The sequence below is a fragment of the Enterococcus sp. DIV0756 genome (assembly GCF_051710745.1).
Classification (GTDB): domain Bacteria; phylum Bacillota; class Bacilli; order Lactobacillales; family Enterococcaceae; genus Enterococcus_A.
Window position 1 is genome coordinate 50,457 of the sequence record NZ_JBIOLF010000002.1, and the last position, 25,647, is coordinate 76,103.

At 39.3% G+C, this 25,647-nt stretch carries 22 protein-coding genes; 7 read left to right on the forward strand and 15 right to left on the reverse strand.

What is annotated here, in order from left to right; translation table 11 throughout:
- Positions 1–7: 7 nt before the first annotated feature.
- A complete protein-coding gene (locus tag IGI44_RS16610) occupies positions 8–904 on the reverse strand; it encodes a permease (protein WP_438789056.1) in 897 nt (298 codons plus the stop codon).
- A gap of 154 nt (positions 905–1,058) precedes the next feature.
- Positions 1,059–1,334 (reverse strand): HU family DNA-binding protein, encoded by a 276-nt coding sequence (locus IGI44_RS16615; protein WP_316401541.1) that lies wholly within the window; start codon positions 1,332–1,334, stop codon positions 1,059–1,061.
- Positions 1,335–1,658: 324 nt separating this feature from the next.
- Between IGI44_RS16615 and IGI44_RS16620 the strand changes: the two genes are divergently transcribed.
- Positions 1,659–3,182, forward strand: coding sequence for a helix-turn-helix domain-containing protein (locus tag IGI44_RS16620; protein ID WP_438789057.1), 1,524 nt, complete (start codon positions 1,659–1,661; stop codon positions 3,180–3,182).
- Positions 3,160–4,674 (forward strand): helix-turn-helix domain-containing protein, encoded by a 1,515-nt coding sequence (locus IGI44_RS16625; RefSeq protein ID WP_438789058.1) that lies wholly within the window; start codon positions 3,160–3,162, stop codon positions 4,672–4,674. The genes IGI44_RS16620 and IGI44_RS16625 overlap by 23 nt, the downstream gene beginning before the upstream one ends.
- Before the next feature lie 20 nt (positions 4,675–4,694).
- Here IGI44_RS16625 and IGI44_RS16630 read toward each other — a convergent pair whose 3' ends face one another.
- A complete protein-coding gene (locus tag IGI44_RS16630; RefSeq protein WP_438789059.1) occupies positions 4,695–5,087 on the reverse strand; it encodes a hypothetical protein in 393 nt (130 codons plus the stop codon).
- 297 nt (positions 5,088–5,384) lie between these two features.
- Here IGI44_RS16630 and ald point away from each other — a divergent pair, with 297 nt between their 5' ends.
- Entirely contained in the window at positions 5,385–6,521 is a 1,137-nt protein-coding gene (gene ald, locus IGI44_RS16635) for an alanine dehydrogenase (protein ID WP_438789060.1), read from the forward strand.
- Positions 6,522–6,600: 79 nt separating this feature from the next.
- Positions 6,601–8,301 carry a M3 family oligoendopeptidase gene (locus IGI44_RS16640; protein ID WP_438789061.1) on the forward strand — a complete coding sequence of 567 codons (1,701 nt, stop codon included), beginning with the start codon at positions 6,601–6,603 and terminating at the stop codon, positions 8,299–8,301.
- 38 nt (positions 8,302–8,339) lie between these two features.
- Here the strand turns inward: IGI44_RS16640 and IGI44_RS16645 are convergent, their stop codons facing one another.
- Together IGI44_RS16645 and IGI44_RS16650 are read right to left on the reverse strand one after the other, a co-directional pair.
- Positions 8,340–9,713, reverse strand: coding sequence for an LPXTG cell wall anchor domain-containing protein (locus IGI44_RS16645; RefSeq protein WP_438789062.1), 1,374 nt, complete (start codon positions 9,711–9,713; stop codon positions 8,340–8,342).
- A 660-nt stretch (positions 9,714–10,373) separates the two neighbouring features.
- On the reverse strand, positions 10,374–11,153 hold the full coding sequence (locus tag IGI44_RS16650) for an ABC transporter ATP-binding protein (RefSeq protein WP_438789063.1): 780 nt from the start codon (positions 11,151–11,153) through the stop codon (positions 10,374–10,376).
- 109 nt (positions 11,154–11,262) lie between these two features.
- On the opposite strand from IGI44_RS16650, the gene IGI44_RS16655 reads away from it, so the two are divergent.
- The gene (locus IGI44_RS16655) at positions 11,263–11,958 is read left to right on the forward strand and encodes a TIGR00266 family protein (protein WP_438789064.1); all 696 of its coding nucleotides are present in this window, start codon (positions 11,263–11,265) and stop codon (positions 11,956–11,958) included.
- Between the two features lie 77 nt (positions 11,959–12,035).
- The gene (locus IGI44_RS16660) at positions 12,036–13,805 is read left to right on the forward strand and encodes a putative polysaccharide biosynthesis protein (RefSeq protein WP_438789065.1); all 1,770 of its coding nucleotides are present in this window, start codon (positions 12,036–12,038) and stop codon (positions 13,803–13,805) included.
- A gap of 231 nt (positions 13,806–14,036) precedes the next feature.
- On the opposite strand, the gene IGI44_RS16665 is transcribed toward IGI44_RS16660, so the two are convergent.
- The 8 genes from IGI44_RS16665 to serC all read right to left on the reverse strand — a co-directional run bounded on the left by IGI44_RS16665 (position 14,037) and on the right by serC (position 22,274).
- Positions 14,037–14,495: a hypothetical protein gene (locus IGI44_RS16665; protein WP_438789066.1), complete on the reverse strand. Its 459-nt coding sequence runs from the start codon at positions 14,493–14,495 to the stop codon at positions 14,037–14,039.
- Between the two features lie 205 nt (positions 14,496–14,700).
- The gene (locus IGI44_RS16670) at positions 14,701–15,855 is read right to left on the reverse strand and encodes a trans-sulfuration enzyme family protein (protein ID WP_438789067.1); all 1,155 of its coding nucleotides are present in this window, start codon (positions 15,853–15,855) and stop codon (positions 14,701–14,703) included.
- Positions 15,856–15,976: 121 nt separating this feature from the next.
- Positions 15,977–17,077: an SLC13 family permease gene (locus tag IGI44_RS16675; protein ID WP_438789068.1), complete on the reverse strand. Its 1,101-nt coding sequence runs from the start codon at positions 17,075–17,077 to the stop codon at positions 15,977–15,979.
- Positions 17,078–17,287: 210 nt separating this feature from the next.
- Positions 17,288–18,331, reverse strand: a complete 1,044-nt coding sequence (locus tag IGI44_RS16680) for an HAAS signaling domain-containing protein (protein WP_438789069.1) — start codon at positions 18,329–18,331, stop codon at positions 17,288–17,290.
- Positions 18,332–18,334: 3 nt separating this feature from the next.
- Positions 18,335–18,670 (reverse strand): PadR family transcriptional regulator, encoded by a 336-nt coding sequence (locus tag IGI44_RS16685; protein WP_438789070.1) that lies wholly within the window; start codon positions 18,668–18,670, stop codon positions 18,335–18,337.
- Between the two features lie 107 nt (positions 18,671–18,777).
- Positions 18,778–20,004 (reverse strand): DUF1015 domain-containing protein, encoded by a 1,227-nt coding sequence (locus IGI44_RS16690; RefSeq protein ID WP_438789071.1) that lies wholly within the window; start codon positions 20,002–20,004, stop codon positions 18,778–18,780.
- On the reverse strand, positions 20,004–21,191 hold the full coding sequence (locus IGI44_RS16695) for a 3-phosphoglycerate dehydrogenase family protein (protein WP_438789072.1): 1,188 nt from the start codon (positions 21,189–21,191) through the stop codon (positions 20,004–20,006). The genes IGI44_RS16690 and IGI44_RS16695 overlap by 1 nt, the downstream gene beginning before the upstream one ends.
- A complete protein-coding gene (serC, locus tag IGI44_RS16700; RefSeq protein WP_438789073.1) occupies positions 21,192–22,274 on the reverse strand; it encodes a 3-phosphoserine/phosphohydroxythreonine transaminase in 1,083 nt (360 codons plus the stop codon). It abuts the gene before it with no gap.
- 458 nt (positions 22,275–22,732) lie between these two features.
- On the opposite strand from serC, the gene IGI44_RS16705 reads away from it, so the two are divergent.
- A complete protein-coding gene (locus tag IGI44_RS16705) occupies positions 22,733–23,506 on the forward strand; it encodes a helix-turn-helix transcriptional regulator (protein ID WP_438789074.1) in 774 nt (257 codons plus the stop codon).
- 716 nt (positions 23,507–24,222) lie between these two features.
- Here IGI44_RS16705 and IGI44_RS16710 read toward each other — a convergent pair.
- Positions 24,223–24,795 carry a helix-turn-helix domain-containing protein gene (locus tag IGI44_RS16710; RefSeq protein WP_438789075.1) on the reverse strand — a complete coding sequence of 191 codons (573 nt, stop codon included), beginning with the start codon at positions 24,793–24,795 and terminating at the stop codon, positions 24,223–24,225.
- Between the two features lie 142 nt (positions 24,796–24,937).
- A complete protein-coding gene (locus IGI44_RS16715) occupies positions 24,938–25,558 on the reverse strand; it encodes a lysostaphin resistance A-like protein (protein ID WP_438789076.1) in 621 nt (206 codons plus the stop codon).
- Positions 25,559–25,647: the final 89 nt, after the last annotated feature.

Below are 25,647 nucleotides of genomic sequence, written 5' to 3' on the forward strand. Positions count from 1 at the left end.
CTTCCTCCTATATTACTAGCGCATAGATCGTTACAATCACACTAATCAAAACAATCAGCTGTAAAATAAACTTACCGTGGAAACTGCGCTTCATCATCATTAAATTTTTAATGTCCACCATTGGACCAAAAACGAGAAAGGCGACGACCGCATTCATACCAAATAGACTCAATAAAGACGAACCAACAAAAGCGTCAGCCTCAGAACAAAGGGACATGGTAAAGGCTAGTAACAGCATTACTAGAATACCGACAATTTTTGATGAGGTTAGTTGCAGCATAAATTGTGTGGGTAAAAACACTTGCATACCGCTGGCAATCAAAGCGCCAATAATGAGGTATCTTCCCGTATCAAAGAATTCATCAATTCCGTGAACTAATACTGACCAACTATCATTTTTAATACTTTTCTTTATTTTTGTTTCATGTTGATGGTCTAATTGCTCGGTTAATTCCATTTTAAGAATCGGTGAGTGATTAAGGTAAGCAATCCACGATCCGACAATTAACGCAACAACAAAGCTGCCAAGAGCCCTCAACAACGCAAAGTGCGTGCTATTTCCAAAAGCGATATACGTCGAGAACAGGACGATCGGATTAATAATCGGTGCGGTTACCATAAAAGCAAACGCGGTGTGTTCTGGGACTCCCTTTCGTATAAATTGCGTGACAATTGGCACAATCCCACATTCACAAGAAGGAAAAAAGAATCCTAAGAAGGAACCCACTAGAATCGCTAAAAATTTATTTTTAGGCAAAATCCTCTGTACCCGTTCAGGTGTTAAGAAAACTTGTAAGGCACCGGAAATAAGACATCCTAATAAAACAAAAGGAATCGCTTCGATGATGATCGACAGGAAAATCGTGCCCATTTGCAGAATCGAATGTGGTAGAAAATTAAACATGTGACTCCTCCAACTTTTTTACTGTTTTAAGATATACTCTTTTTCGCCAAAAGACACAAGAAATTTTCAATTCACAAACTTTTTTTTACACTTTTTTTATAGTTTTCGTACGACAAACAAAAAAAGCCCACTCATATGAGCGGGCGTTCATTAACTATTTTACAGCGTCTTTTAATTGTTTACCAGCTTTAAAAGCAGGTGATTTGCTAGCTGCAATGGTAATTTCTTCACCTGTTTGAGGGTTACGGCCTTTACGTGCTGCACGTTCACGTACTTCAAAGTTACCAAAGCCGATTACTTGAACCTTCTCGCCGTCTTTCAATGAAGATTGAATGCCGTCAAATAAAGCGTCTACAGCTGCTGTTGCGTCCTTTTTGGTCAATCCAGTTTTTTCTGCTACTTGTTCAACTAAACTTTGTTTATTGATCATAATGTATAGCCTCCACTATCTTTTTAATGTATTCCAAAGATAATTCTATTCGTTCTTGCGGGGAAAGGCAACAGTTAACACTCCTTTTTCTCCTTTTTTAGATTTTTCTTTTTTTATTTATTAGAAATTAAAAATTAAAAAAATTATTCGAAGTTTTTTTAAATTATTTGTGTTTTTCCTTACTAAATTGGTATTCTAAATTATAATATTCTATATTGATAATTTGTTAAATAACGCAAATAACAAATAATTAGGACTCCCACGCTTGTTTTAACAAGTTTTTTGAGATTATATTAAATAAAAAAATATCCAAGGGGTTTTAATATGAATTTGAGAAGTTTAATGAAAAAAGAAACAATTCGTCGTTTACAGTTAGTTGAAGAGTTATATTATGCAAAAGATTTCTTATCATCTGAACAATTGTTGGAGCTTTTGAATTGCTCACTACCGATATTAATCACGGATATAAAATTTCTTAATGGAGAAAACTTGCCATTTAGAATTACTAAAATTAAAGGACTATACACGATTGATTTTGATTTTAACGCAACGATTGATGTTTTTTATGCTTACGTTTTACGGACTAGCTTGGAGTACCAAGCCATTAACAGTCTTTTCTTTGAAAAAAGTCACAGAATTCAGCCGATTGCTGATCGATTGAATTGTAGTTTTTCAAACATGCAGCGCTATTTAATAAGCATTAAGAAGGAAGTAACGAAATGGGGGATCACCGTCACTCACCGCCCATTGCAAATGGAAGGCGATGAAGGTGCGATCCGTCACTTATACTATCTTTTCTTTAAGGAATCTCGTATGAGGTTTGCTGACTATGAATTTTCACAACGACTGGTAAATTCTGTTGACGAACTCATTCGACGTATCTTGAAAGAAAATCAGATTAAAAACAATATGACTGTTCACTTTCAGTTGATGCACTGCTTTTTGATTGGGCTTTATCGTCAAAAGAAAGGCCATAGCATGCAAAGCCTTTCCAAGGCTAGTGGATTACTCATTCCCGATGTGAAAGAACTAGATTCCTTAGCCCATGCAATCAAACGAGAAACCTCAATCGTATTTACAAATAGTAAATTAAGAGAATGCCTATGGCCGTTATTCTCGCATCAATTAATATTGAATCAGCAACAGCAGTTGTTTGCTCAAAAGAAAAATCGGCATCTAGCAAAATTTTACGATACTCATTATTCACTATTAGAAGCAGTCAGCGACTTACTGACTGTCCCTTTATCAAAAAGTGAAGTAGATGAAACGGTTCGATTGTTAGGAAATGAGTTATTTTGCCATTTGTCTAGGAAACACTCAATCGAAATACTTCAGGAAACAGAGAAAACCATGCTAAATTTGATTGACAAAAAATATTATCGCGAAATTAAAAAACTTGAAAATGTCGTCACTAAATTTATTGCTTCCTCACAACAGAAAGAATTTATGCCGCTTTATATTAGTCATTTGATAACCATGATTGATGATCTGTTGCAGCGTTTGGTAGATTCAGTCAGACCTATCAAAGTTCTGCTACTGTCGGATACTTCCACGACTCATGAACGGTTTTGGCATTCCGTTTTTCCTGATTTCATTAAAGGCTCTGTTCAATATGAATATTTTGAAACACCCTTTATTATTCAAGAACAATTGACAGCCTTAACTCGTCAATACGATCTGATCGTTACGAATGTCACGATGATCGGTTTAGTATCGGCCTGTCCATTGATTGCCATCAATGCCTTTCCAACAGCAAAAGATTTTGATCGGATTCAACAATGTATTAATCAATTTGATTCACTTCCATTAAGAAAGGAACTCCACCATGAACTTACGCCGTCTGCTTAAACGAGACAGTCAACGCCAATTACATTTGGTCGAGACACTCTACTATTCACAATATCCTCGTTCAAGCGAAGAATTATCAGCAATTACTAAATGTACGACGCCTGCATTTTTAAGTGATATTACTACCATTAACAACCAAAGTGATTATTATAAAATAGTACGTGAAAATAGTCTGTATCAACTAGAACTCAAGGACAACGCCACAATCGATGTTCTTTATTCTACACTAATCACTAATTCCTTGGCTTTTAGATTGTTAGAAGTCATCTTATTTGAAGAATGTTTAACTTTAGTTGAGCTATCAAAAAGACTGTTTTGTAGCTTAACAGCTGTTCAAGCTGCTATGACGAAATTACAAAAAACCTTAGGACGCTGGAAGATGTCTATCCAGCGTCGTCCCTTTCGCTTAACAGGAGATGAAGTGGCCATTCGCCATTTACTTTTCTTGTACTACACTGAAAAAAAATTGGCTCGTGAAAACACGCGTTTTAGCTTGGAATTTTTTCATTTTGGTGATGAAATTGTGCGTTCCATGATTGAGGAAAATGAACTCTCTGTCTCTCTGGCTCAGTATAATCGTCTGTCTTTAACTTTTTTTATCAGTCTTGTACGCGTCTCAAGAGGGCACTATATTGCTTCACGAAAATTAAGATCCACCGCAATTAAGCCTCCTAAACAAGAGGCTATCAATAATTTTGCTCCCTACCTGCAAGAAGAACTAGAGATTCTCTATTCCGTAGATGTTATGAAAGATAGTTTTTGGTTGCTTTACTCTGATTTATTCTTACTAGGTAGTAAACAAAAGAAAAAAGCATTGAAAAGTAATTTTTCGTTAGCCTATCATTATGAAACACACTATGAACTGGCAGGAAAGTTGAGTCAAATGCTTACTGAGCCCTTAACGGAACAACAAAAGGACCAGCTGGCAACCATCTTAATCAATCAGCATCTCTTTCATGCAGAAACAAAGGAATTGATCAGCGTCCTTCAAGACCGAAAAAAAGACTGCTTGCGACTGCTGGAAACTTTTCATGCACATTGTGTTTACCAATTGCGCAAGCTCGTCATAGAGTTCACTGACAACTATCATCTGTTTAAATCGAGTGAGTTTATTGATAACTATATTTATCAGATAGTGGCTACTATTCCTAGTTGTTTAAACGGAATGAAGCAATCTGATCAACCTGTTAATCTTTTAGTTGTTTCAACTGATTCAGTGATGCAGGAAAGCTTACTTACAGAACTTTTGCGCTTTTCACTTCGAGGAAATTATACGATTCATCAAATAAACGTCACAAAATTACATAATAAGAGTTATTTAGAAGTTTTTGAAGAACATGATATTGTTATCAGTACCTCCACCTTCGATGTTCCTGATTGTCAAACACCGATCATTGCTGTGGAACTTTGCCCTAGTCTTCATTCTCTTAACAAGATTCAAACGCTGGTCGATCAAATCAGTGAAAAAAACAGCCAACTCGCACTTTCATAAAAAAATGGACTTGAGTATCCTTACTCAAGTCCATTTTTTTTGTTAACTAACCGTGCTAATTCCTTTTCCATTGACGCTTTTTCCGCGGATAAACTATTAATCATCCGTTGATATTTATCGATTCCATTCTTTTTTCGCAACACATTTAGTTGGAGCGCTGAAAATAGAATAACGATTAATGCCAAAACGATAATCACTGCGGAGATAGCAGTTAACTCCATTTTGAAGGCTGTGTATAGTAATACAATGATGCTAATTACGATTTCAGCAATACTGAGTTTTGCTCGTCTCCCTCCACCGAACACCATTCGTTTTAAAATTGAACCATTCAATAATTCTTCATAACGAGTCAGACGAGCTTCTAAAAAGCTAACCTGCTCTTTTAATTGATCAATACGTTGTTTATCTGGCATAATGACTTCGCTCCTTAATCTCCTTATTCTATTATCACTAGTAGACTCTATTTTCGCAAATATTTTATTTCTTATTATAGAAATAATAACTTTTTATCAGGCTTCCCTTATTGTTAAGAGCTAGCTAAGGACTTTCGATAAAAGATTAGAAAATGTAAAGGATTTCATTCGGTCATAATAGTTCAATGAGCGTAAAAACTTTGCAAATTCTTATTTGAAATTGTTCGAAATTCCTGTACAATTGTTTTTGTAAGCGAATCCACTTCGTATACGAATAGTTAAGAAGGAGTGTGTCAAATGATTATAGGAATTCCTAAAGAAATCAAGAACAATGAAAACCGTGTTGCCCTTCCCCCATCTGGAGTATTTGATTTAACCAATCGTGGTCATCAAGTATTAGTTGAAAAAGATGCTGGAAAAGGTTCGGCCATTACCGACGAAGAATACGTTGCAGCAGGTGCGACGATCATCGACAATGCAGCAGACGTTTGGGCGGCCGAAATGGTTATGAAGGTCAAAGAACCGCTACCTGAAGAATATCACTATTTCCGCAAAGGGTTACTACTATTTACCTATTTGCATTTAGCAGCAAACAAACCATTGACTGAAGCGTTAGTCGAAAGCGGTGTCAATGCGATCGCTTATGAAAATGTCCAACCAGCAGATAACACCCTGCCATTGCTTGCTCCGATGAGCGAGATTGCAGGCCGTATGGCCGCACAAATCGGCGCAAATTATTTAGAACGCGTTAACGGCGGGAAAGGTATCCTGCTATCTGGCGTTCCTGGTGTGCGTCGCGGAAACGTTGTAGTGATCGGCGGCGGAGTCGTTGGTTTGAACGCCGCAAAATTAGCTGTAGGTTTAGGAGCCAATGTAACCTTACTGGATGTTAGTGTTCCTCGTTTGAAAGAATTAGATATCATCTTCGGCAACAGTGTACAAACCATGATGTCTAACAGCTACAATATTCAAGAAGCCTTAAAGACTGCTGATTTGGTTATCGGTGCAGTATTGATTCCTGGACACAAGGCGCCGACATTAGTTACTAAAGAAATGGTCGCTCAAATGCCGGATCATGGAGTGATCGTCGATGTGGCAATTGACCAAGGGGGAATCTTTGAAACAGAAGATCGTGTAACCACTCATGATGATCCTACTTACGTGACTGAAGGGGTCGTTCATTATGCAGTAGCCAACATGCCTGGTGCCGTTCCACAAACAGCGACTTATGCTTTAAGCAATAGCACAATGGCCTATGCAAATCTATTAGCGAATAACCCGCTAGAAGAAATCTTGAAGAACAATTTGGCTCTTCGCCGTGGCGTCAATACCTACAACGGCAAGCTAACGATTGAACCAGTAGCTAATGATCTGAGTATGGAATACACTCCAATTGATGAGTTGTTAAACGAAGAATTAATGATGAATTCATAAAACAGGAAGAACCTGCCGGCATGCTGCTGGCAGGTTTTTTGCTATAATAAGAGAGATTCTTTTAATTAGGAGGTTCATTATGCTTTTTTCTGAAATTTCATATCAACGACCTGATCTCACTCAATATGAAAAGCATTTCCAACAAATTAATCTTGCCTTTGCTGAGGCATCAGATTATTCTACCGCTAAAGAGGCCTTAGAAAAACTCAATCACTTACGAGGAACAATGGCTAAAAACATGAAATTAGCCTATATTCGACATTCAATCGATACAAAGGACGACTTCTACCGCGAGGAAAACGATTTTTGGGATCACCATAGCCCTTTAGTTGATCAGATTCATAATCATTTTTACAAAAGTCTATTGTCATCCCCTTACCGGAAACAATTAGAAAAAGATTTCCCAGCGACACTTTTTCTTTTTGCAGAAGATCAGCTGCGTCTTTTAAATGATTCGGTTATTGAACTGAAACAGCAGGAAAACGAAGCAATCAGCCAATACACACAACTTATTGCCTCTGCTGAATTAGCATTTGACGGTAAAATACGGAACCTATCCGAGTTATCCGCCTTTTTCACTGATCCAGATCGGGAAATACGGAAAGAAGCTCAAGAAGTCTACGAGGGCTTTTTTGTCGAACATGAACGAGAATTTGACGAAATTTTTGATCGTCTGGTGCAACTACGTCATCAGCAGGCGCAAAAGCTAGGCTTCAAAAATTATGTCGAATACGGTGATCGTTTGATGAATCGCTGGAGCTATGATCGAAAGCAATTGCAGGGCTTCCGACGGTTTATTATCGAAAAAGTTGTTCCTATCAATCAAAAACTTTACGAACGGCAAAAAGATCGTCTCGGTGTTGACACCCTCTTACATTTTGATTTGCCGTTAGTTTATCCCAATGGGAATCCCCGTCCAAAAGGCGATGGTGACACATTAGTTCAAAGGGCCCAGATGATGTACCATGAACTTTCAGAGGAAACCGGCGACTTCTTTGATTTACTATCACAACAGAAGTTTATGGATTTAGCCAGTCGTCCTGGAAAACAAAGCGGTGGGTATTGTGAATTTATCGATGAAGTGGCAATGCCATTCATTTTTGCCAATTTTAACGGTACGTCAGACGATGTCGATGTCTTGACCCATGAGACAGGACATGCCTTCCAAAGCTATCTGTCTCGCTGGATCAAAGAGCCGGAACTGGTCTTTCCTACTTCCGACACTGCAGAGATTCATTCCATGAGTATGGAATTTTTAACTTGGCCTTGGATGAATAATTTTTTTGGAAACGCTAGTGAAAAATACAAATTTGCTCATTTAAGCAGCGCGCTGCAATTCTTGCCTTACGGTGCTTTAGTCGATCATTTTCAAGAGGAGGTTTACTTACATCCTGAATGGACAGCTGTTGAGCGGAAAAATTGTTGGCGTGAACTGGAACGCAACTACTGTCCAGAGCGAAATTATCAGGCTTCCGAGGCGTTAGAGCGAGGAATTTACTGGTACCGTCAAGGCCATATTTTTGAAGTGCCCTTCTATTACATTGACTACACTTTAGCTCAGGTATGTGCGTTACAATTCTGGCAACGAAAAATTGTCCTTAACGATCCGACAACTTGGCAGGATTATCTTGAGATTTGTCGAATCGGCGGAAGTAAGACCTTTTTAGAAACAGTCGAATTAGGTCACCTCGCCTCGCCTTTTGATACGCAGAAAATGATTACTTTATTAACTGCAGTGGATGAATATCTAGCAGCTACTTCCGAAACAATGTTACGATAGCATTAAAAACCTGCTGAAATGACTCAGCAGGTTTTTTATTAGACTTTTTTCTTATTTACGAAAATTGCACTAAGTAGGACTAGGCAAGTGCCGCCTAAAATGGTGAAGATTGAACTGCTTGGAACATTCGTTTGTGGCAACATCGCCTGTTTCAACGGCTCAGCCTCCGTTACCTTCGTCTCAACGACTCCAGCTTTTTCTGTTTTAACGGCGAGATTAACCACTTCTGATTTGACCTCCGGTGTTTCTTCGACCTTATTTTCTTCTGCTACTTCCTTTTTTGGAGTCTCAGGAGTAATTTCCGGCTCCTCCATTTCTGGTCCTGTTGGGACCTCTTCGATTACAACCGGCGCTTGATAGGTATAGTTAAAAACTGCCCCTGTTTCATAATCTTGATTGTAACGAACATCAAAGTTAGACACACCTTTATAAGTGTAGGTCAGCCAGTGATCCATATCCAGCGGATTCGTGTTCTTTTGATTGATCTCACCAATTTTGATATAGCCATTATGGATTTTGTAATAAAGCTCGTTGCCTTTTGTGACATAATAGTTCTGTACGTTGTTATTATCGAACAGATCGATGCTTTGCAAAAGATCAATGTCGGTGAAATTGAAAAAACCTGAAACATTGACTGTAGAAGCAGTCAAATTGTCAAGAAAAGCATAATTCAAAAGGACATCCTTGATGCCATTTATAGTGATCCCATTTTTCTTATGGATATTAAGCTGTTGTGATCTGCCGCTAGTTGTTAAGATTGTCCAGTCTTTGACTGTCACTTTCATATCAATTACTTTCCCGTTATAATTACCAACATTTTTAAAAACTACTGTGATTGAGCCTTTAGTAGCTTTTTCTAAATCAAAAGCAAAAGAGCTTGATAATTCCCTGTAACCGTTAGCAGATGTAATTTCAATGCCATCAAGGTGATCAAAGTTGGGCATAAAATTGTATTCAGCAGGGATTTTCGCATTTTCATCGGTAATTGTCTTATCATGATCAACAATCTTTCCATCATTTTGGTCCTTCAAGACTGGTGTAGTCGTCCGTGCAGCCTTCTCTTGAATGCTCATTTCAGTTGTTGTGACTTTTTCTGTATCCGAAACTGTCATAGCTTCATGTTCAGATGAAATTGTTCCAACTTCCACTTCTTCAATGGCAACTTCAGAAGTATCCGTTATCGGTTCGGTAATAACTTCTGTTACCTCTGGAACAACTTCAGGTTCGGCATGAACATCGTCTGTTGCCACTACTTCTGAAGCAGGCTGTTCTTCCATTACTGGACTTTCAACTAATTCTGCTGTTACGACCGGCACAACTGTTTCCGCAGCTTCATCTGCCCAAACTCTGCAAGGAGCAAGTGAAAAACCCAAGATAGCAGCCGAAAACAAATAGACACTTTTTCTCTTCATAAATTATCCTCCTTTTATTTAATACCAGTTATTATTATAACAAAAACAAAGGATTATAGATACCCTCATCACAATACTGAATTTGATTTAAATTTAAATTGAACCTTTATATAATAGGAATATGCACCGGATCATTTATAAACACCTATAGATCCAAACCAATCATAAAATAACCAATAAATAAAATATTAAAGTAATGTTAGTTTAATCGAATAAAAAAATAATTTTTCTCAAACGGATTGTTCTTTATCCTTTTTTTAGCGTTTTATTGAAATGAACCATTATAAGTTTATAAATCTCTACGAGAATCATTGCGAATCAAATCAAGAGAATTAATTTATTCAAAATCAACTGATAATTATAGAACCGAGTTGATTAATGCTTTTCATTACATATAAAACTTACCTAATTAAATGAGCATATATTTTATTTGCGATATTTTCATTTCATTATTTATGAAGTAAAAAGATAATACCAATAATTGCCAAGAAACGCAGAAACATAGGAACTGATGGTGAAAAATAGCGATTCGACAGTTTTAAAATTTTTGTGAATTTTCAGCTTTTTTCACAGACGCCACTTATGAGCCGTTGTTTATTCGTGAAAAAGAGCTGATCCGAAAGTCCAAAAGACTTTTAAATCAGCTCCTTTTTTATTCGCCTATTTGGGAATAACCATCCTGCGATTATCTCTCATCTCGTGAATTGTAATTGGTCGTTGGTAAAAGTCATTCAATACCGCTTCTTTTAGTAGATCCTCCCGCTTGCCCTGCTTGAAGATTTTTCCATCGCGGATCATCAAAATATGACTAAGTAAAGGCAGAATCTCCTCAGTATGATGGGTCACATAGAGCAAGCTTGGTGCATCTTTTGCCTGTTTCATTTGCTCAATTCGCGCTAATAAATCTTCTCGAGCAAACAAATCAAGTCCATTACAGGGTTCATCTAATATCAATAGTTCAGGCTTTGCCATTAAAGCACGTGCGATCAAGACAATTTGTTTCTCCCCTTGCGACAATACTTGATATACTTTACCGATCAATTTTTTTGCTCCAAGTGAAACTAATAGTTGTTTTGCTTCCTCCAGATCTATATCTGAATATTTCTGATAAATTCCAATACTGGCGAATTTTCCTGATAACACAATGTACTCCGCCTCTTCTTCTCGATGTATTCGTTCCTGTAACGACTGACTCACCCAGCCAATTCGCTTCGTCAAATCAGGGATGGATGTTTCACCAAACAACTGACCTAAAACTGTTAATTTGCCACTAGAGGGCCATAGATTGCCTGAAATCATATTCAGCATTAAACTCTTCCCTGCACCGTTTAATCCCAGTACAGCCCAATCTTCCCCAGTTTTGATGCGCCAATCAATATCTTGAAGCAACGCATTTTGTTGGCGAATAAACTGAACCTGTTCAAAAGCTAAAATTTCCATACTTTTCCTCCATACTAAAATCCCTTTTTAACAATCTTAGCAAAATCTCGCAGAAAAGATACGGAAAATGATATAATTTTGGCAAAAGCCTATGAAGGGAGTTTTTTCGATGAATTATGAATTGTCAGACAGCACTTTTGCTCCGATTGCAAAAGTTCATTTGCAACGAGGAGAAAAATTAAGGATTGAACCCGGCGCGATGGTTTATCAACTAGGCGATATCGAATTAGAGGGTCACATGAATACGAATGGAAAAAAGGGATTAGGCGGTGCTTTGAGTGCTTTAGGTCGTTCGGTAACTAGTGGTGAAAGTTTCTTTATCAGTACAGCTACAGCTCACTCCAATGAAGCAATGATTGCGATTGCTCCTGCCGTACCAGGGAAAATTTTCGCCTTAGATGTCGGTGCTGAGCATTGGCGTTTGAATACCGGTGCATTTCTTGCTAGCGAAGAAAATGTCAGCTATGACATGAAACGACAAAAGCTTTCTGGCGCTCTTTTAGGTGGAACTGGTGGACTTTTTGTTATGGAAACCACTGGGCAAGGACAAATTTTAGTCTCATCCTTTGGAGATGTGGAGAAGGTTGATCTAGACGGACATTCTCCTGTTATTATCGACAACCAGCACGTGATTGCTTGGACGAGTTCGCTGGATTACAACATCCGAGTTGCTTCAGGTACATTTGGTTTTAAAACTGGTGAAGGCGTCGTGAATGAGTTTCACGGTCGGGGCTCTGTCTATATCCAAACAAGAAATTTGGAAAGTTTCGCTGAACATATCAATACCTTTATTCCTAAATCTTAAAGATTGTCACACAGCATTGTAACATGACGAAAGAACAGGTAAAATATGGGAGATACTGTTGCAGAAAGCTGGTTTATATGACTGAAAATACTAGAAAAGATGGCGAGTTGAATCAAACTCCTTCGCGAGTCGCTCGTTATCATCATGAAGCGGCTGCGCCGCAAAAGAAAAAAAATAAACAACATCCTCCTCAGACTTCCGAGCAGGAACCGACCATAGCAACATCGGCTAATCCCAAGAAGCAATCGACTGCTCAAGAAAAGATGGTTCAAAGTACAGCCTGGCTGACCGTCGGTAATATTTTTTCTCGGCTATTGGGAGCTGTCTACGTGATTCCATGGATCGCCTGGATGCAGCCCCATGGCTTAGAAGCAAACTATTTATATACTAAGGGCTACAACGTTTATGCACTATTCTTAATGATCTCTACCGCCGGTATTCCCGCGGCAGTAGCGAAACAAACAGCCCGTTACAATTCGATGAATGAGTATGGATTAAGTAAAAAATTACTGTTCTATACGATGCGGTTAATGACGATCGGCGGAATTATTTGTGCTGCCATCATGTATTTGGGTGCGCCCTATCTGTCTCAGGGAAATGCGGATCTTATCCCTGTTATGCGCTCCTTAAGTGTGGTGCTACTGATTTTTCCTGCGATGAGCGTCATTCGCGGCTTCTTCCAAGGAAACAACAACATGAAGCCTTATGCACTTTCTCAGATTATTGAACAAATTGCTCGGGTCTGCTATATGCTGGCTTCCGCCTTTATTATCATGCAGATCAACAACGGCAGCTATAAAACAGCAGTCGTCCATTCAACCTTTGCGGCTTTTATTGGTGTGGCTTTTGCAATGGGTGTCCTACTATTTTCATTACTCAAAGAACGCTCAGCTTTTCGCGAGTTAATTCGAGAAAGTAATAACGAGATTACCTTTTCCGGAGGACAACTCGTTATCCAAATGATTCAACAGGCGATTCCTTTTATTATTGTCGGCAGTGCGATCAGTATTTTTAAATTGATCGATCAATATTCCTTTGAAAAAATCATGTCGATCGTGACCGATTACTCTGCAGCGAAAAATGCCGACCTCTTTACATTGATCTCGGCTAATCCAGATAAACTAACGATGGTTGTTATCGCCTTAGGTACCGCTATGGCGACAGCTGGTCTGCCGCTGATTACAGAGCGCTTTACGAAAAAGGATCACGAAGGCTTAGCCAAATTGGTAACCAATAACATTCAACTGCTTTTCTTTGTAATGATGCCGGCGACTGTTGGAATGATTGTCTTGGCCTATCCGTTGAACACTCTATTCTACTGGCCAAATTCACTTGGATCAGAATTATTAGCCGCTTCTTGTGTGGTAGGTATCATGATGGGCTTATTCATGGTCTGTTCAACGATGCTCCAGGGCTTAGACGGTAATATGCAAGCGGTTTGGTATCTATGTATCGGGATTTTTGTGAAAATCGTCGCGCAATTCCCTTTAACGTATCTATTTGAAGCTTATGGCCCATTGATTGCCTCTTTCGTTGGATTTTTGGTTGCCAATATGTTTCTGTTAGACCGAATCCATGTCATTTCCCAGTTTCCATTTAGGGAAACGGTCACTTCTATTGCTAAAGTCACTGCGATGTCGCTTATCATGGGCGTCGTTGCCTATGTCGTAAAATTCGGCTGCGAAATCGTTTTGAGCTCAGACTCTAAAATGCAGTCCATGATCATTATTTTGATCGTTGCGGCCTTTGGCGGATTCACTTATATGGTTCTAGCCTTAAAAACACGAATGGCTGATAAATTATTAGGTCCACGTGTCGATGGCATCCGTCGACGGTTACGAATATAATCACGAAAAACTGCAGATAAGTATTCTGCAGTTTTTTTGCGTTCTATAAGGCTTCTTCTCTAGAGTAAACTCTCCGTGCTAATCACAATAACCTATAAAGCAATCTAAAAAAGAAGCAACGCGAAAACTTGTGCTTCGAGTTGCTTCACTGAAATATCCAATTAAATTAGTTTTAACAGTTCTATTTGTTAATGATCGTAAAAAAAGCAGCCTAATCAAGCAGCAGCTTCTTTACTTACTTTCCTTCAAGAGATTACGCCAATCAATGATCGTTTTGTTGACATGATTCAACACTTCTAATTCCAGTTTCTTTGTGTCTTTAGCCTCCTGGTGCTGAAACGAGGCGAGTTTCCTATAGTTCTTTTGTAGTAGCTCAAGAATCGGTTGATTTGTCTCAGAAGGTATCAAGCTGTTAGCTTCAGCCTTCAACTGTTCAATCACGATCGGTGTCGTTTCTTGAAAATAGACGTAACCATATTGGTTAAGATTATTTTTATACGATCGCAGCGTTGCCAACGAAGCCTCCAAAACTGTTGTTCCATCTGCCGTTTGCTTCGGAAGCTGAATGGTTTCTTTCTTTCGCTGCGGTTTTACTTTTCGTTTAAGCACCCAACGCGTAACCAAAAAAGTTGCTAAGCAAACAATGATGTTTGAGAGCAAGACTTCCGGGTGCAAAAGATTTTCAAGCATGACTTTCACTTCCTCTAAGAGATGATACCATTATACCGAATTAGTTCATAGCAAGGTATCATTTTCTTAAAAGATGAACATGTATTTTCATTAAGAATAGGATCAATTGAGCACTTATTTAAAATGATGCTTTAATTAAATGGACAAAGCTCTCAACCATAGAAAAACACGTTAGGAAGTAATTCCCAACGTGCCCTCTCTCAATCTATTTAACGCCTACGCGAACCTTATCCAACGCCTGCTCCAAATCGGCTAACAAATCTTCAGTGTCTTCAATTCCTACTGACAAACGCAGCAGGCCGTCCGTCACCCCCTGCTTTTCTCGTTCTTCCTTCGGCACACAAGCGTGGCTCATGGTAACTGGATAGGACAAAATTGACTCCACCCCGCCAAGACTGACAGCAGCAATCGGAATTTGTAATGCATCCGCAAAGTTGTACACCGCCTCTTGACTGGCTAATTCGAAAGATAAGACGGCTCCGCCAGAAGTTGCCTGTTGCTTATGAATTTCATACCCCGGATGGCTCGATAAGCCAGGATAGTGGACGTTCTTTACGACTGAATGATTAGCCAGCATCTGACTGATTTTTTCTGCGCTGTCAGCGCTTTGCTCCATCCGCAGCCCCATCGTTTTCAAGCCCCGCATGGTCAACCAGCAATCTTCTACGCCTAAAATACCGCCGAGTACTTTTTGCTGCAGCCGGATTTGGTTGTGCCATTCCTCATCGTTGGTAACGACTAAGCCTGCCACAACATCGCTATGGCCATTGATGAATTTGGTGGCACTATGAATCACGATATCAACTCCTAAAGCTAGTGGTTTCTGAAATTGTGGTGTCATAAAGGTATTATCGATCATCGTCACTAGATGATGTGCCTTCGCGATTGCTACGACTCCTGCGATGTCAGTCACTGAAAGCAATGGATTCGACGGAGTCTCTAAATAAAGCCCCCGCGTATTTGGTCGGATAGCGTGCTCCCATTCATTTAAATCAGTCTCATCGACAAAGGTCACTTCGATCCCAAAGCGCTTCATGACTTCATTGACTAATTGGAATGTGCCCCCGTATATGCTCTTGCACATAACTAGATGATCACCTTGACTAAAACTCAGCAAGACCGCCGAAATCGCACCCATTCCTGATGCGAAGGCGGTCGCATATTTCCCATTTTCCAGGGCCGCAACCGCTTCTTCTAACGCGGTACGGGTTGGATTGCCAAAACGGGAATAGGTATATGGCTGTCCATCCTTAATAGATGCCTGTTTAAAGGTCGAACATTGATAAATTGGAATCGACGAAGCGCCGGTTTCTTCATCAAATGCGTGGTAGCCATGAATCATTTTTGTCTTATCATTCATCTCAAAATCCTCCTTGCTCATTTCTCACAAGGCTAGCTTAACACTATTTAAAGCGTTTTCAGTGTTTTTGGATGAATTCCCATAAGAAACTTACCTGATTTTTAGGAATTCTTGGCACTTTCTAATGGATGAAAAAATAAAAGATCGTACCTAATAGGAATAGCAGCCCGAAATTGACGACACTAAACAAACCTAGAAATTTTTTAGTCTCATCAGGATAATAAATTCGAAATAGATTGTACCCGATCAGATTGGCTAACGAAGCCAACAGCGTCCCTAATCCACCAATATTCACTCCCAAAATGACGGCCTGCTGGTTGCTTGTAAACGGAGCAATCAAGAAAGCTGCCGGTACATTAGAAATAACCTGGCTCAATCCTAAACCAGCTAAATAAACCTGTTTTCCATTCAATGACTTCAAAAAATCTTTAATGAAACTGGCTTCACCGATGTTTCCCACGATGATAAAGAAGCTGACAAAGGTCAATAAGAGTCCATAATCCACCTCTTTGAACAATTCACGACGATAAAACAAGATCACCAGTGCTACTAAAGGAATCACCCATTGATACGGCAGAACGCTCAGCACCACTAAAATCATAATCAGCATCAATCCAGCTAAGAGCAGCGTTTCCTTACGGTCCACTCGCTCCTCCTTTAAATCAATCGCCTCCAAGGAATCCTTGTCCACCAGTAAGGTCAACAGTCCCAATAGCAGCAAGCTGACTAAAAGCACCAATGACATCCAAATTAAAAACTGTCCCAATGGCACATGATAATAATCATACAAAAACAAATTTTGCGGATTACCAAACGGGAAAAAGCTGCTTCCTAAATTCGCCGCTACAATAATTAAGACACTACCTAGAAAGCGGCCTTTAAATTTCGGCAGCATCGACAGCAGTTTCAAATAAATCGGTAGTAAAGTTAAAATCGCCACATCATTGGTCAAAAACATTGAACCAACTAAAGCTAAAAGAATCATCAGTTGAACCAACTGACGGCTATTCTTAGAAAAATGCAACAGCTTCTCAGCCACGAAGCGCAAAAGTCCTACCTGCTCAAAGCCTTGGATCAACAACATCAAACCAAACAAACTAAAGATCACCTTGCCATCAATAAACGCAATTGAAAAGCGGCCGATCAAACAACTAAGAATTGCTAAAATTAACGAAATACTCATTAAACGATTGTCTCTGAAATAATTTATTACACGATTCATACTTTCCCACCTTCTTTCACTTTTGATTAACGCTCCTTCAATAACAAACCTAAAGCGTCCTTTTTGCTTAGGTATATCCCTTCTGCTAAAACCGTTCGACAAAAGTATACCATTTAGTTATTCTATTCCTCTCGAAACAAGCTTAACTCTTAACTAAAGTAGAAAGGAAAAAATAGACTCTCCATGCGAGAGCCTATCTGCCAGTTTCCATTATAGTTGTTCTTGATTCACATAGCCTGAATAGTGACTTCGTTTATTGCGGTTATAGAGCACTGAAATAATTTGAATGGCAGAGACGACCACAATAATCAGGCTAATTATCAAACGAATCGCTGCCGTATCTCCTGTAGAAATATAATGCAGAACATCTCCGCTAGACCACGTTTGCTCCTGAAGCAATTCGACTAATTCCTGGCTAAAAATATTATTGTGCATCAATAAGAAAACCCACATAACTGCCGAAACTGCATTGTCAATAATCGACCACAGACACACACGGTTCGTCCAACGGCGATCTACTAATTTCAATGCACCAACGATTACTGTCAACAAAGTACCAATGATCAGTACCGGAATCAAAAATGTCGTAAAACTATTACTAAACAAGGGTACATTAACGATCGTATGACCGGTCGTTGAAAAAACTTGCGGAATCATGTTCAATGCCCCAAAGGTTAGAAAGACACTAAACACTAGCGCTGCAATAATTTCTGCTACTGGATCAGAAACCGGAATCAGTTTTTCCGTATTCACCGCGGGTAAGTCTGACACTTTCCAATCGTCTGGCTTCTTGCTTTTCAATACACCTGTCCGTTCCGCGATCACAAAACCGATCGTCGTCCAAACCAATGTTTGGAGGACACCGGACACCCCGCTTTGAATTCCTGATTGAAACATCACCTGCAGGACCTGACTGACTTGAGGCCCGCTCTCCTGAAGGGTCTCGAAAACTCCTGAAACTGCGCCGACGATTAATGTGATAATCCCGACAATCGGAACCAAGAGCTTTAGTAAGCGAATGTATTCGTCATAGACCTGCGGAGAAATGAGATACCGTGGATTCTGGCGATATTGTTCCGCCAGCTTTGCCGGCGATCCCATTGATTCCAATACCTTTTTGATTTCAGCATCGCTTGGCTGCTCCGACAGCATATCATAAATATTGCTGCGTAATTCTCTAGCGACCTCTGCTCTTTCTTTTTCTGGCAGCTGCTGAACAACGGCGCTTATATAACGTTCCACAAGATTTTCCATTTTTTACCCCTCCGAATAGATACCAATTAAACTTTTTTGCATTTCCTTCCATTCTTCAAACAATTTTTCCCTAACTTCTATACCCTTTTTACTGATTTTATAATATTTACGAGGTCTGCTTTCCGTTGTATCCCAATCACTCTCCAGTAGCTCCTGCTTTTCCAGTCTTCTCAGCAAGGGATAGAGCGTATTGGCCTCGATCTCCATTCCCCGTTCCTGCAAAGTTTGCAGCAGTGCATACCCGTAGTGAGGCGTATTCAAGCTGCCTAAGACAGCCAAAACTAAATTTCCTCTTTTTAATTCCGTGACATAGTTCTGAACAATATCCTTATCTGGCATGTGATCACCTCTTCACTATTATTATACTGTGCGGCACACATTATAGTCAATAAGATAATATTGTGAAAGATAAAAAACTCTCGAAATTGCTTTCGAGAGTTTACTGTCTATTTCGTTTCTAGATCATGCAGGAATAATCCGCTCAACAGCTTCGGTTCAAACCAAGTTGATTTCGGCGGCATGATTTTCTTCGCATCTGCCACGGCTAAAAGATCGGTCATTTGCGTCGGATACATGGAGAAGGCCAATTTCCAATCTCCTGAATCGACTAATTTTTCTAACTCTTCCGTACCGCGAATCCCGCCGACAAAATCAATTCGTTTGTCCGTGCGGATATCCATGATTCCGAAGATCTCTTCCAGCACAAATTTCTGCAGCAAGGCCACGTCTAATTTTTCTACTGGATCAGTCGGAACTTTTTCCGGTTTGATGCTTAAAGTATACCAAGCATTTCCATCATAAAGCTGACATTCGCCGGCTTTTTCAGGTTTTTTGACGCCGGTTTTAGTTACTTGATAGTTTTCGGCTAAACGCTCCATTAAATCAGCCGGAGGAGTCTCCTTCAACACGCGATTATACTCCCAGATAGCTAGTTCATCTTCTGGGAAGATGATCGATAGAAACTGCTCGGTTTCTGGATTTTGCTCACCAGATTCACGTTTTTCCAAGCCGATTTTCACCGCGGATTCGGTTCGGTGATGTCCGTCAGCGATATATAAAGCATCTACATCGGTAAACAATTTAGCTAGTTGATCAATCGTATCCGCTTGGTCGATCACCCAAACACGATGAGTTACTTCATGGTAGCTGGTAAAGTCATATACCGGTGCATGTGCTGTTTGCCACGACTTAATGATCGTCTGAATCTCCACTTGGGGACGATAACTCAAGAAGATCGGACTAGTATTCGCATCACACGTTCGAATGTGATTCATCCGGTCAATCTCTTTTTCATGTCGCGTAAATTCGTGCTTCTTGATTTTCTCATCAATATAATCCTGAATCGACGTACATGCGACAATTCCGGTCTGACTTCGGCCGTTCATCACTAACTCATAAAGATAGAAGTAGGCCTCTGACTCTTTGAAAAGCCAGCCTTTTTCTAAAAACTCGGCCAAATTAGCGGCTGCTTTTTGGTAAACTTTTTCATCGTAGGGGGAAAGATCTGCTGGCAAATCGATTTCCGCCTTGTCAATATGGAAATAGCTGTAAGGATTATCCGCTGCTAAGTCTTTGGCTTCTTGTGAATTCACTACATCATAAGGTAACGCCGCTACCTTATCTGCCAAATCCGCTGCTGGACGAATTCCTTTAAAAGGATGAACTTGGACCATTAAAATTCACTCTCCTCATCCCGCTTGATCGCGCGAACACGGACAATGCCTTCATTTTTGCTTAATTGCTCAACGATCGCCGCAATTTTATCGGGATTAGTTTCTGAAACATCCACCAATGTATAGGCGTGATCGTCCTTCCCTCGATTGACCATGTTGTCGATATTGACATCTAAAGAGGCGATCTCAGAAGCGATCAACCCTAACATATTCGGTACATTGCGGTTAATAATCGTGATACGGTATGGTGATTCAAAGGCCATTTCGACATTCGGGAAATTGACCGAACGCTTAATCACTCCGGTTTCCAAGAAACGTTTCAAGCCGCGAGCAGCCATTTTGGCACAGTTAACTTCCGCTTCCTCGGTTGACGCACCTAAATGCGGCAATACCGTGATCTTATCGTTATGCAGTAATTTTTCCTCCGCAAAATCTGTAGTAAAACCAGCAATTCGATCTTCGTTAACGGCCTTCACTACTGCGTCAGTATCTACAATCTCACCACGCGCAAAATTCAACAAGCGAGCAGTCTTTTTCATTTGCATCAATTCTTCTGTCCCAATCAAATGACGCGTTTGTTCAGTTAATGGCACATGAATTGTGACGAAATCACAATTGGTCAGGACTTCCTTCAAATCCTTCGCCCGTTTCACGCGACGAGAAATACTCCAAGCCGTATCGACTGATACGTATGGATCATAGCCGGTAACTTCCATTCCTAAACGATAGGCATCGTTAGCAACCATCGCACCGATTGAGCCAAGACCAATAACCCCAAGCTTTTTGCCTTCTAACTCTGTTCCGGCAAATTGTGATTTTTGTGCTTCGGCCTGTTCATCAACGTTCGCACCTTCTAATGTCTGCACCCAGCTGATCCCTTGGACCATCGGACGAACAGACAATAGTAAACTTGCGATTACCAATTCCTTTACCGCATTGGCATTCGCGCCGGGAGTATTAAAGACCACGATTCCTTTTTCTGTACACTCTTTCACAGGGATATTATTCGTACCTGCACCTGCCCGTGCGACTGCTAAAACTGACTTGGGAAAATCATAATCATGCAGTTTTTGACTGCGTAAAATAATGCCATCTGGTTCTTCGCTTTCATTGATACGATAATTTTCTTTATCTAAACGCGCCATTCCTTCAGGAGCGATCGCGTTGAATGTTTTAATCTGAAACATTTATTTCCCTCCATTTTCCTTTTCAAACTCCGCCATAAATGCGACTAAGGCCTCGACCCCTTCGATTGGGAAAGCATTGTAAAGACTCGCCCGCATCCCGCCAACAGAACGGTGACCCTTTAAGTTTTCAAACCCTTGAGCTAAAGCTGCTTGATTGAAGGCTTTGTCCAAGTCTTCATCCCCTGTGACGAAAGGAATATTGGTAATCGAGCGGCTGGCTTTTTCCACTGGGCTAGTGAACAGGCTAGATTTTTCAATCGCGTCATATAATAGTTGCGCCTTTTCCTGATCTTTCGCCGTAATTCCAGCGACCCCGCCTTGTTCCTTCACCCATTCGAAGACCAGCTTCGCAATATAAATCGCATAGGTCGGTGGTGTATTGTAAAGTGAATGATTCTTCGCCTGCAATGCATAGTCTAGCATCGGTGCAAAGGCTGCTTCTTGATTGAGCAAATCTTCACGAATGATCACAACTGTGAGCCCAGCCGGACCAATATTTTTCTGTGCACCAGCATAAATTACGCCAAAGTCTTCAACTTTATAATCGTTGGCTAAAATATTTGAAGACATATCCGCCACTACTGGAACCTTGCCGAAGTTGGGAATCTTTGCGTAAGCAGTTCCTTCTATTGTATTGTTCGTCGTAATGTGCACGTAGGCGGCCTCTTGATCGACCGTTTCTGGCAGTTCTGGAATATAGGTAAAATTCTTATCTTCACTTGAAGCAATCACTTCTACCTCAACATTATCAAGTGCTTTGGCTGCACTGATGGCTTTTTTCGACCATGAACCGGTATTTACATATAAAGCTTTCTTTCCTTGCGCCAAGTTCAACGGCAGCATGGTAAATTGTAAGCTTGCGCCGCCTTGTAAAAACAAGACCTGGTAATTGTCGGGAATCGCCATAAGTTCTCTCAATAAGCTTTCAGCATCTTGGATGATTTCTTCAAACAAGGAGGAACGATGACTCAGCTCCATCACCGACATGCCGCTATTTTTGTAATCAAGCATCTCGGACTGTGCGATCTCCAACACAGCTTTTGGTAGTACCGCGGGACCTGCAGAAAAATTGTAAATCGTCATACTTATTCTCTCCTTTTTTCTATTATGAAAATTAAAATCTTCTCTTTAAGCCTGATACCGCCGCCTGTCAAAGCAGGAAAAACAGAGGATAACTTGCTTTAAGATGTGATGACAATTATAACAGATGTACCTAAATGATAAAAGCCTAATTTTTAATTAATTACACTGTAATCTAGTGCGATTTCAGAAAATCTCACATTTGCTTACAGAAAACTGTTCATTAATCAGGAGATTTTAGCTAATTTCATCCTGCTTTATTTTTGAGAATAAAAAATAGACGATTTCTGATTCAACGATTTTAGAACCAGAAATCTTTCTTTTATACTCATTTTTTTTGCTACATATTGTCACAAAACGCCATTTACCCACTGTTACAAAAAGTATCTTTATGATTAATCACCAATCAGGTACACTGTTTTTAACCTTAATCATTTACCTAAGCATAGGAGGGATTTATTTTGAAAATAGGAAGTAAGTTAAAGGAGCTTCGTGTCGCGCATGATTATACACAGGAAGAATTGGCGATAATTTTAAATGTCTCAAGGTCAACGATTTCAAGCTGGGAAATTAACCGTACTTATCCAGATATTAGCATTCTTGTTTCATTAAGTGAGCTTTATAATATAACCGTGGATCAGCTTATCAATGAAGATGATCAATTGGTTGATACGATGGCTAATCAAACGAAGAAAAATGATCGGCTTAAAAAAATTATTGTGACCCTCATAGTTTCCCTTCTCTCATTTACTATTGTTTTTGTTTTTATTCTTATGGAAAATAAGACATCCAATACACCCGAAATCACACATTATGCTTTTTCGGACTACTCAGAAATTGTAAAAAAGGAAAAGGATGGCGATAACAGCATCTATTTTTATGATGGTTATTTCATTGGAAAAATAATCGATACCTTGCCTAATGGAACGAAAACAACGCTCGTACAACCTACCATCGCAAATAGTATGTTCAATAAACAAGCTACCCTAAAAGTAAAGAGAGATGAAAATCATGAGATAAGAAAAGTTTCAGTCTCTCATACAAAAAGTACTATTCAGTTGTTACAGGATGAGTATGGTGGTCACATTCGAATGGCAGCATACGATTCTTGGGAAGAATCTGAAAAAGCCATTGAGGCTATCGAAGCGTCTAACTCTGAGGAATTAGTATTCATTAAAAGCGACGATGGGACTACCTTTTCTGCTTTTTTCAAAGCCAATGATACTACAAAATAAACTCTACTTCTCTCTAGTTACTTAATTACATTGGATATTTTGCTACAACTCACTGAAGGATATTTCTCCCTAAAATTCAATATCACGAAAAGCTTTGGTTTATTTTGAAAGGAAATTTGCTACATGATAAATAGACCTTTTCTATGATAAGAAAAGGTTGCTTTCTCTAATTACCTCTTTTCTTTTTTAAAAACTCTTAACAGAAGATTGTGGTTTATCTTTCTTGCTGTTTTTTCAAAACTTGTCGTTGTCTTTCCTACTTTTTCTCCTGTTGAACAAACGCACTATTTATAATTATTTCGCGCTGAAACGCTAATCTTTCTTATTCTTGAATAAACAATAAATTACTATCTCCAAATCATTACATTTTTTGAAATAAGGCCTAATCATAGACCTAAATCGATGGAGTGCATCATCAGACTTCGGAATTGAAAAACCTCCAGACAGATAAAAAAAGAGCACTGAAGACTAACGTATTACGTTCAAAAATCGCGATGATTATTTCAATAATTTTCATCGCATCTTTTATTTCATTGTATGTTCAACTTCACTTCTTCCTTTCTACATATTCGCTTATATGAAATTTCACCACTGCTTACCGAAAAAAATTGTCCAATTTTATTGCTTTTTTTAAATTTGACAGCTTTTTATGTTAAAAAGAAGAAAAAATGTCTAAAGCTGATGAAATCAAGCCTTAAACACCTTTTCTCAACTATTTAAAACTTGCCGCTAATCCACAAACTTGCTAATAATACTGCCATTACAATCGCTGTAAAAACAATAACGATCACTGTCTGAGAAAGAAAATCTTTCCCGAAACTCCGCTCTTTTCTTTTCTCCTCTACATCCTCACATTCCATATAAGCGACAATTTCTTTGTAGGTTTTGATATTTTTCTCTTTCTTTATTTTCTCGATTTTTAACGCCGCCCACATGCCAATCACCCATAAAATGAATGGAATCCAAAGTCCTTTATTGCCAAAAAGCTTCCATACAGGACCGAATAGAATCGCAGCTGCCCCAATTGTTCCCAACATGATATAGCTATACTTATTCATTTCGTCTTTCTTGATCACATTCTTCATTGTTTCCACGTCTCCTTTGACAAGTTCGTCTAAAGTCACGTTAAAAAGAACACTCAGCAATAACAGGTTATGGATATCAGGATAGCTCCTTTCATTTTCCCAATTTGAGATTGTTTGACGAGAAACGTAAATTTTTTCGGATAATTCCTCTTGAGAAAATCCTGCTTCTTCCCTCAATCGTTTAATCTGTTTGCTTAAATTCATTTCATCCGCTCCTTCATCCTCACCATAAGGCTTCCCTATGATTTTCACCAGCAAAATTCTTTATAATCTGCCTTTTCATACTTGTCAAAAGTCTTTATCATGGATAAAAACCCCTATTTATCAATCTTTAACACAACTTATTTTATCGCCCAAAAACATTCATCGTACCATGCAGCAACATGGTAGAATAGCAATTTCTCGTTTTCAAACGTAGTAGTCCAAGAACTAACCCGTAGCATAAACCCGTAATCACCTTCCAAAGCAGTGCTTTAACCAGATCTGTCTCCACTCGAAAAGTCAATGAGTCAAGATATCCGAGATGCCAGATGCCAAACGAAAATGACGACCCGAGATAAACAGTTGATTCGCGATTAAAAATAACGGACAACCGATTCCAAACATACCCACGAAAAATCAGTTCCTCAAAGATTGGCGTCACTAAACTACTGTATCCTAACAGAATGATCACTTGAATATCTCCAGTATAGTTTGCAGGTGTCGATACAAGTATTAGCGCAAAGATGATCGTGCCAATGAGATACGATTTGGTAAATTTCTCAGGAAAAACACTCAGTTTAACTTTTCTTTTTTTTGAAATCAATAAAATTAAAACAGTCAGCGTACTCATTGCTGTCATCGAAGCCAAATGATCTGTAAAGTTCGTCCGATCAACAAATAAAAATATTGTTTGCTTAATCCCCCATCTCAATAATTGAAGAAGTCCTAACAACACTACCATAGTCGAAATCTCTCTCAGCTTCATTCTTACCCTCTTTTCCTTCCGATATTAATCAGTTTATCAGAAAAGGAAGTCAGACAAAAAATTAATTTAAACGTTCATAAGATATATGT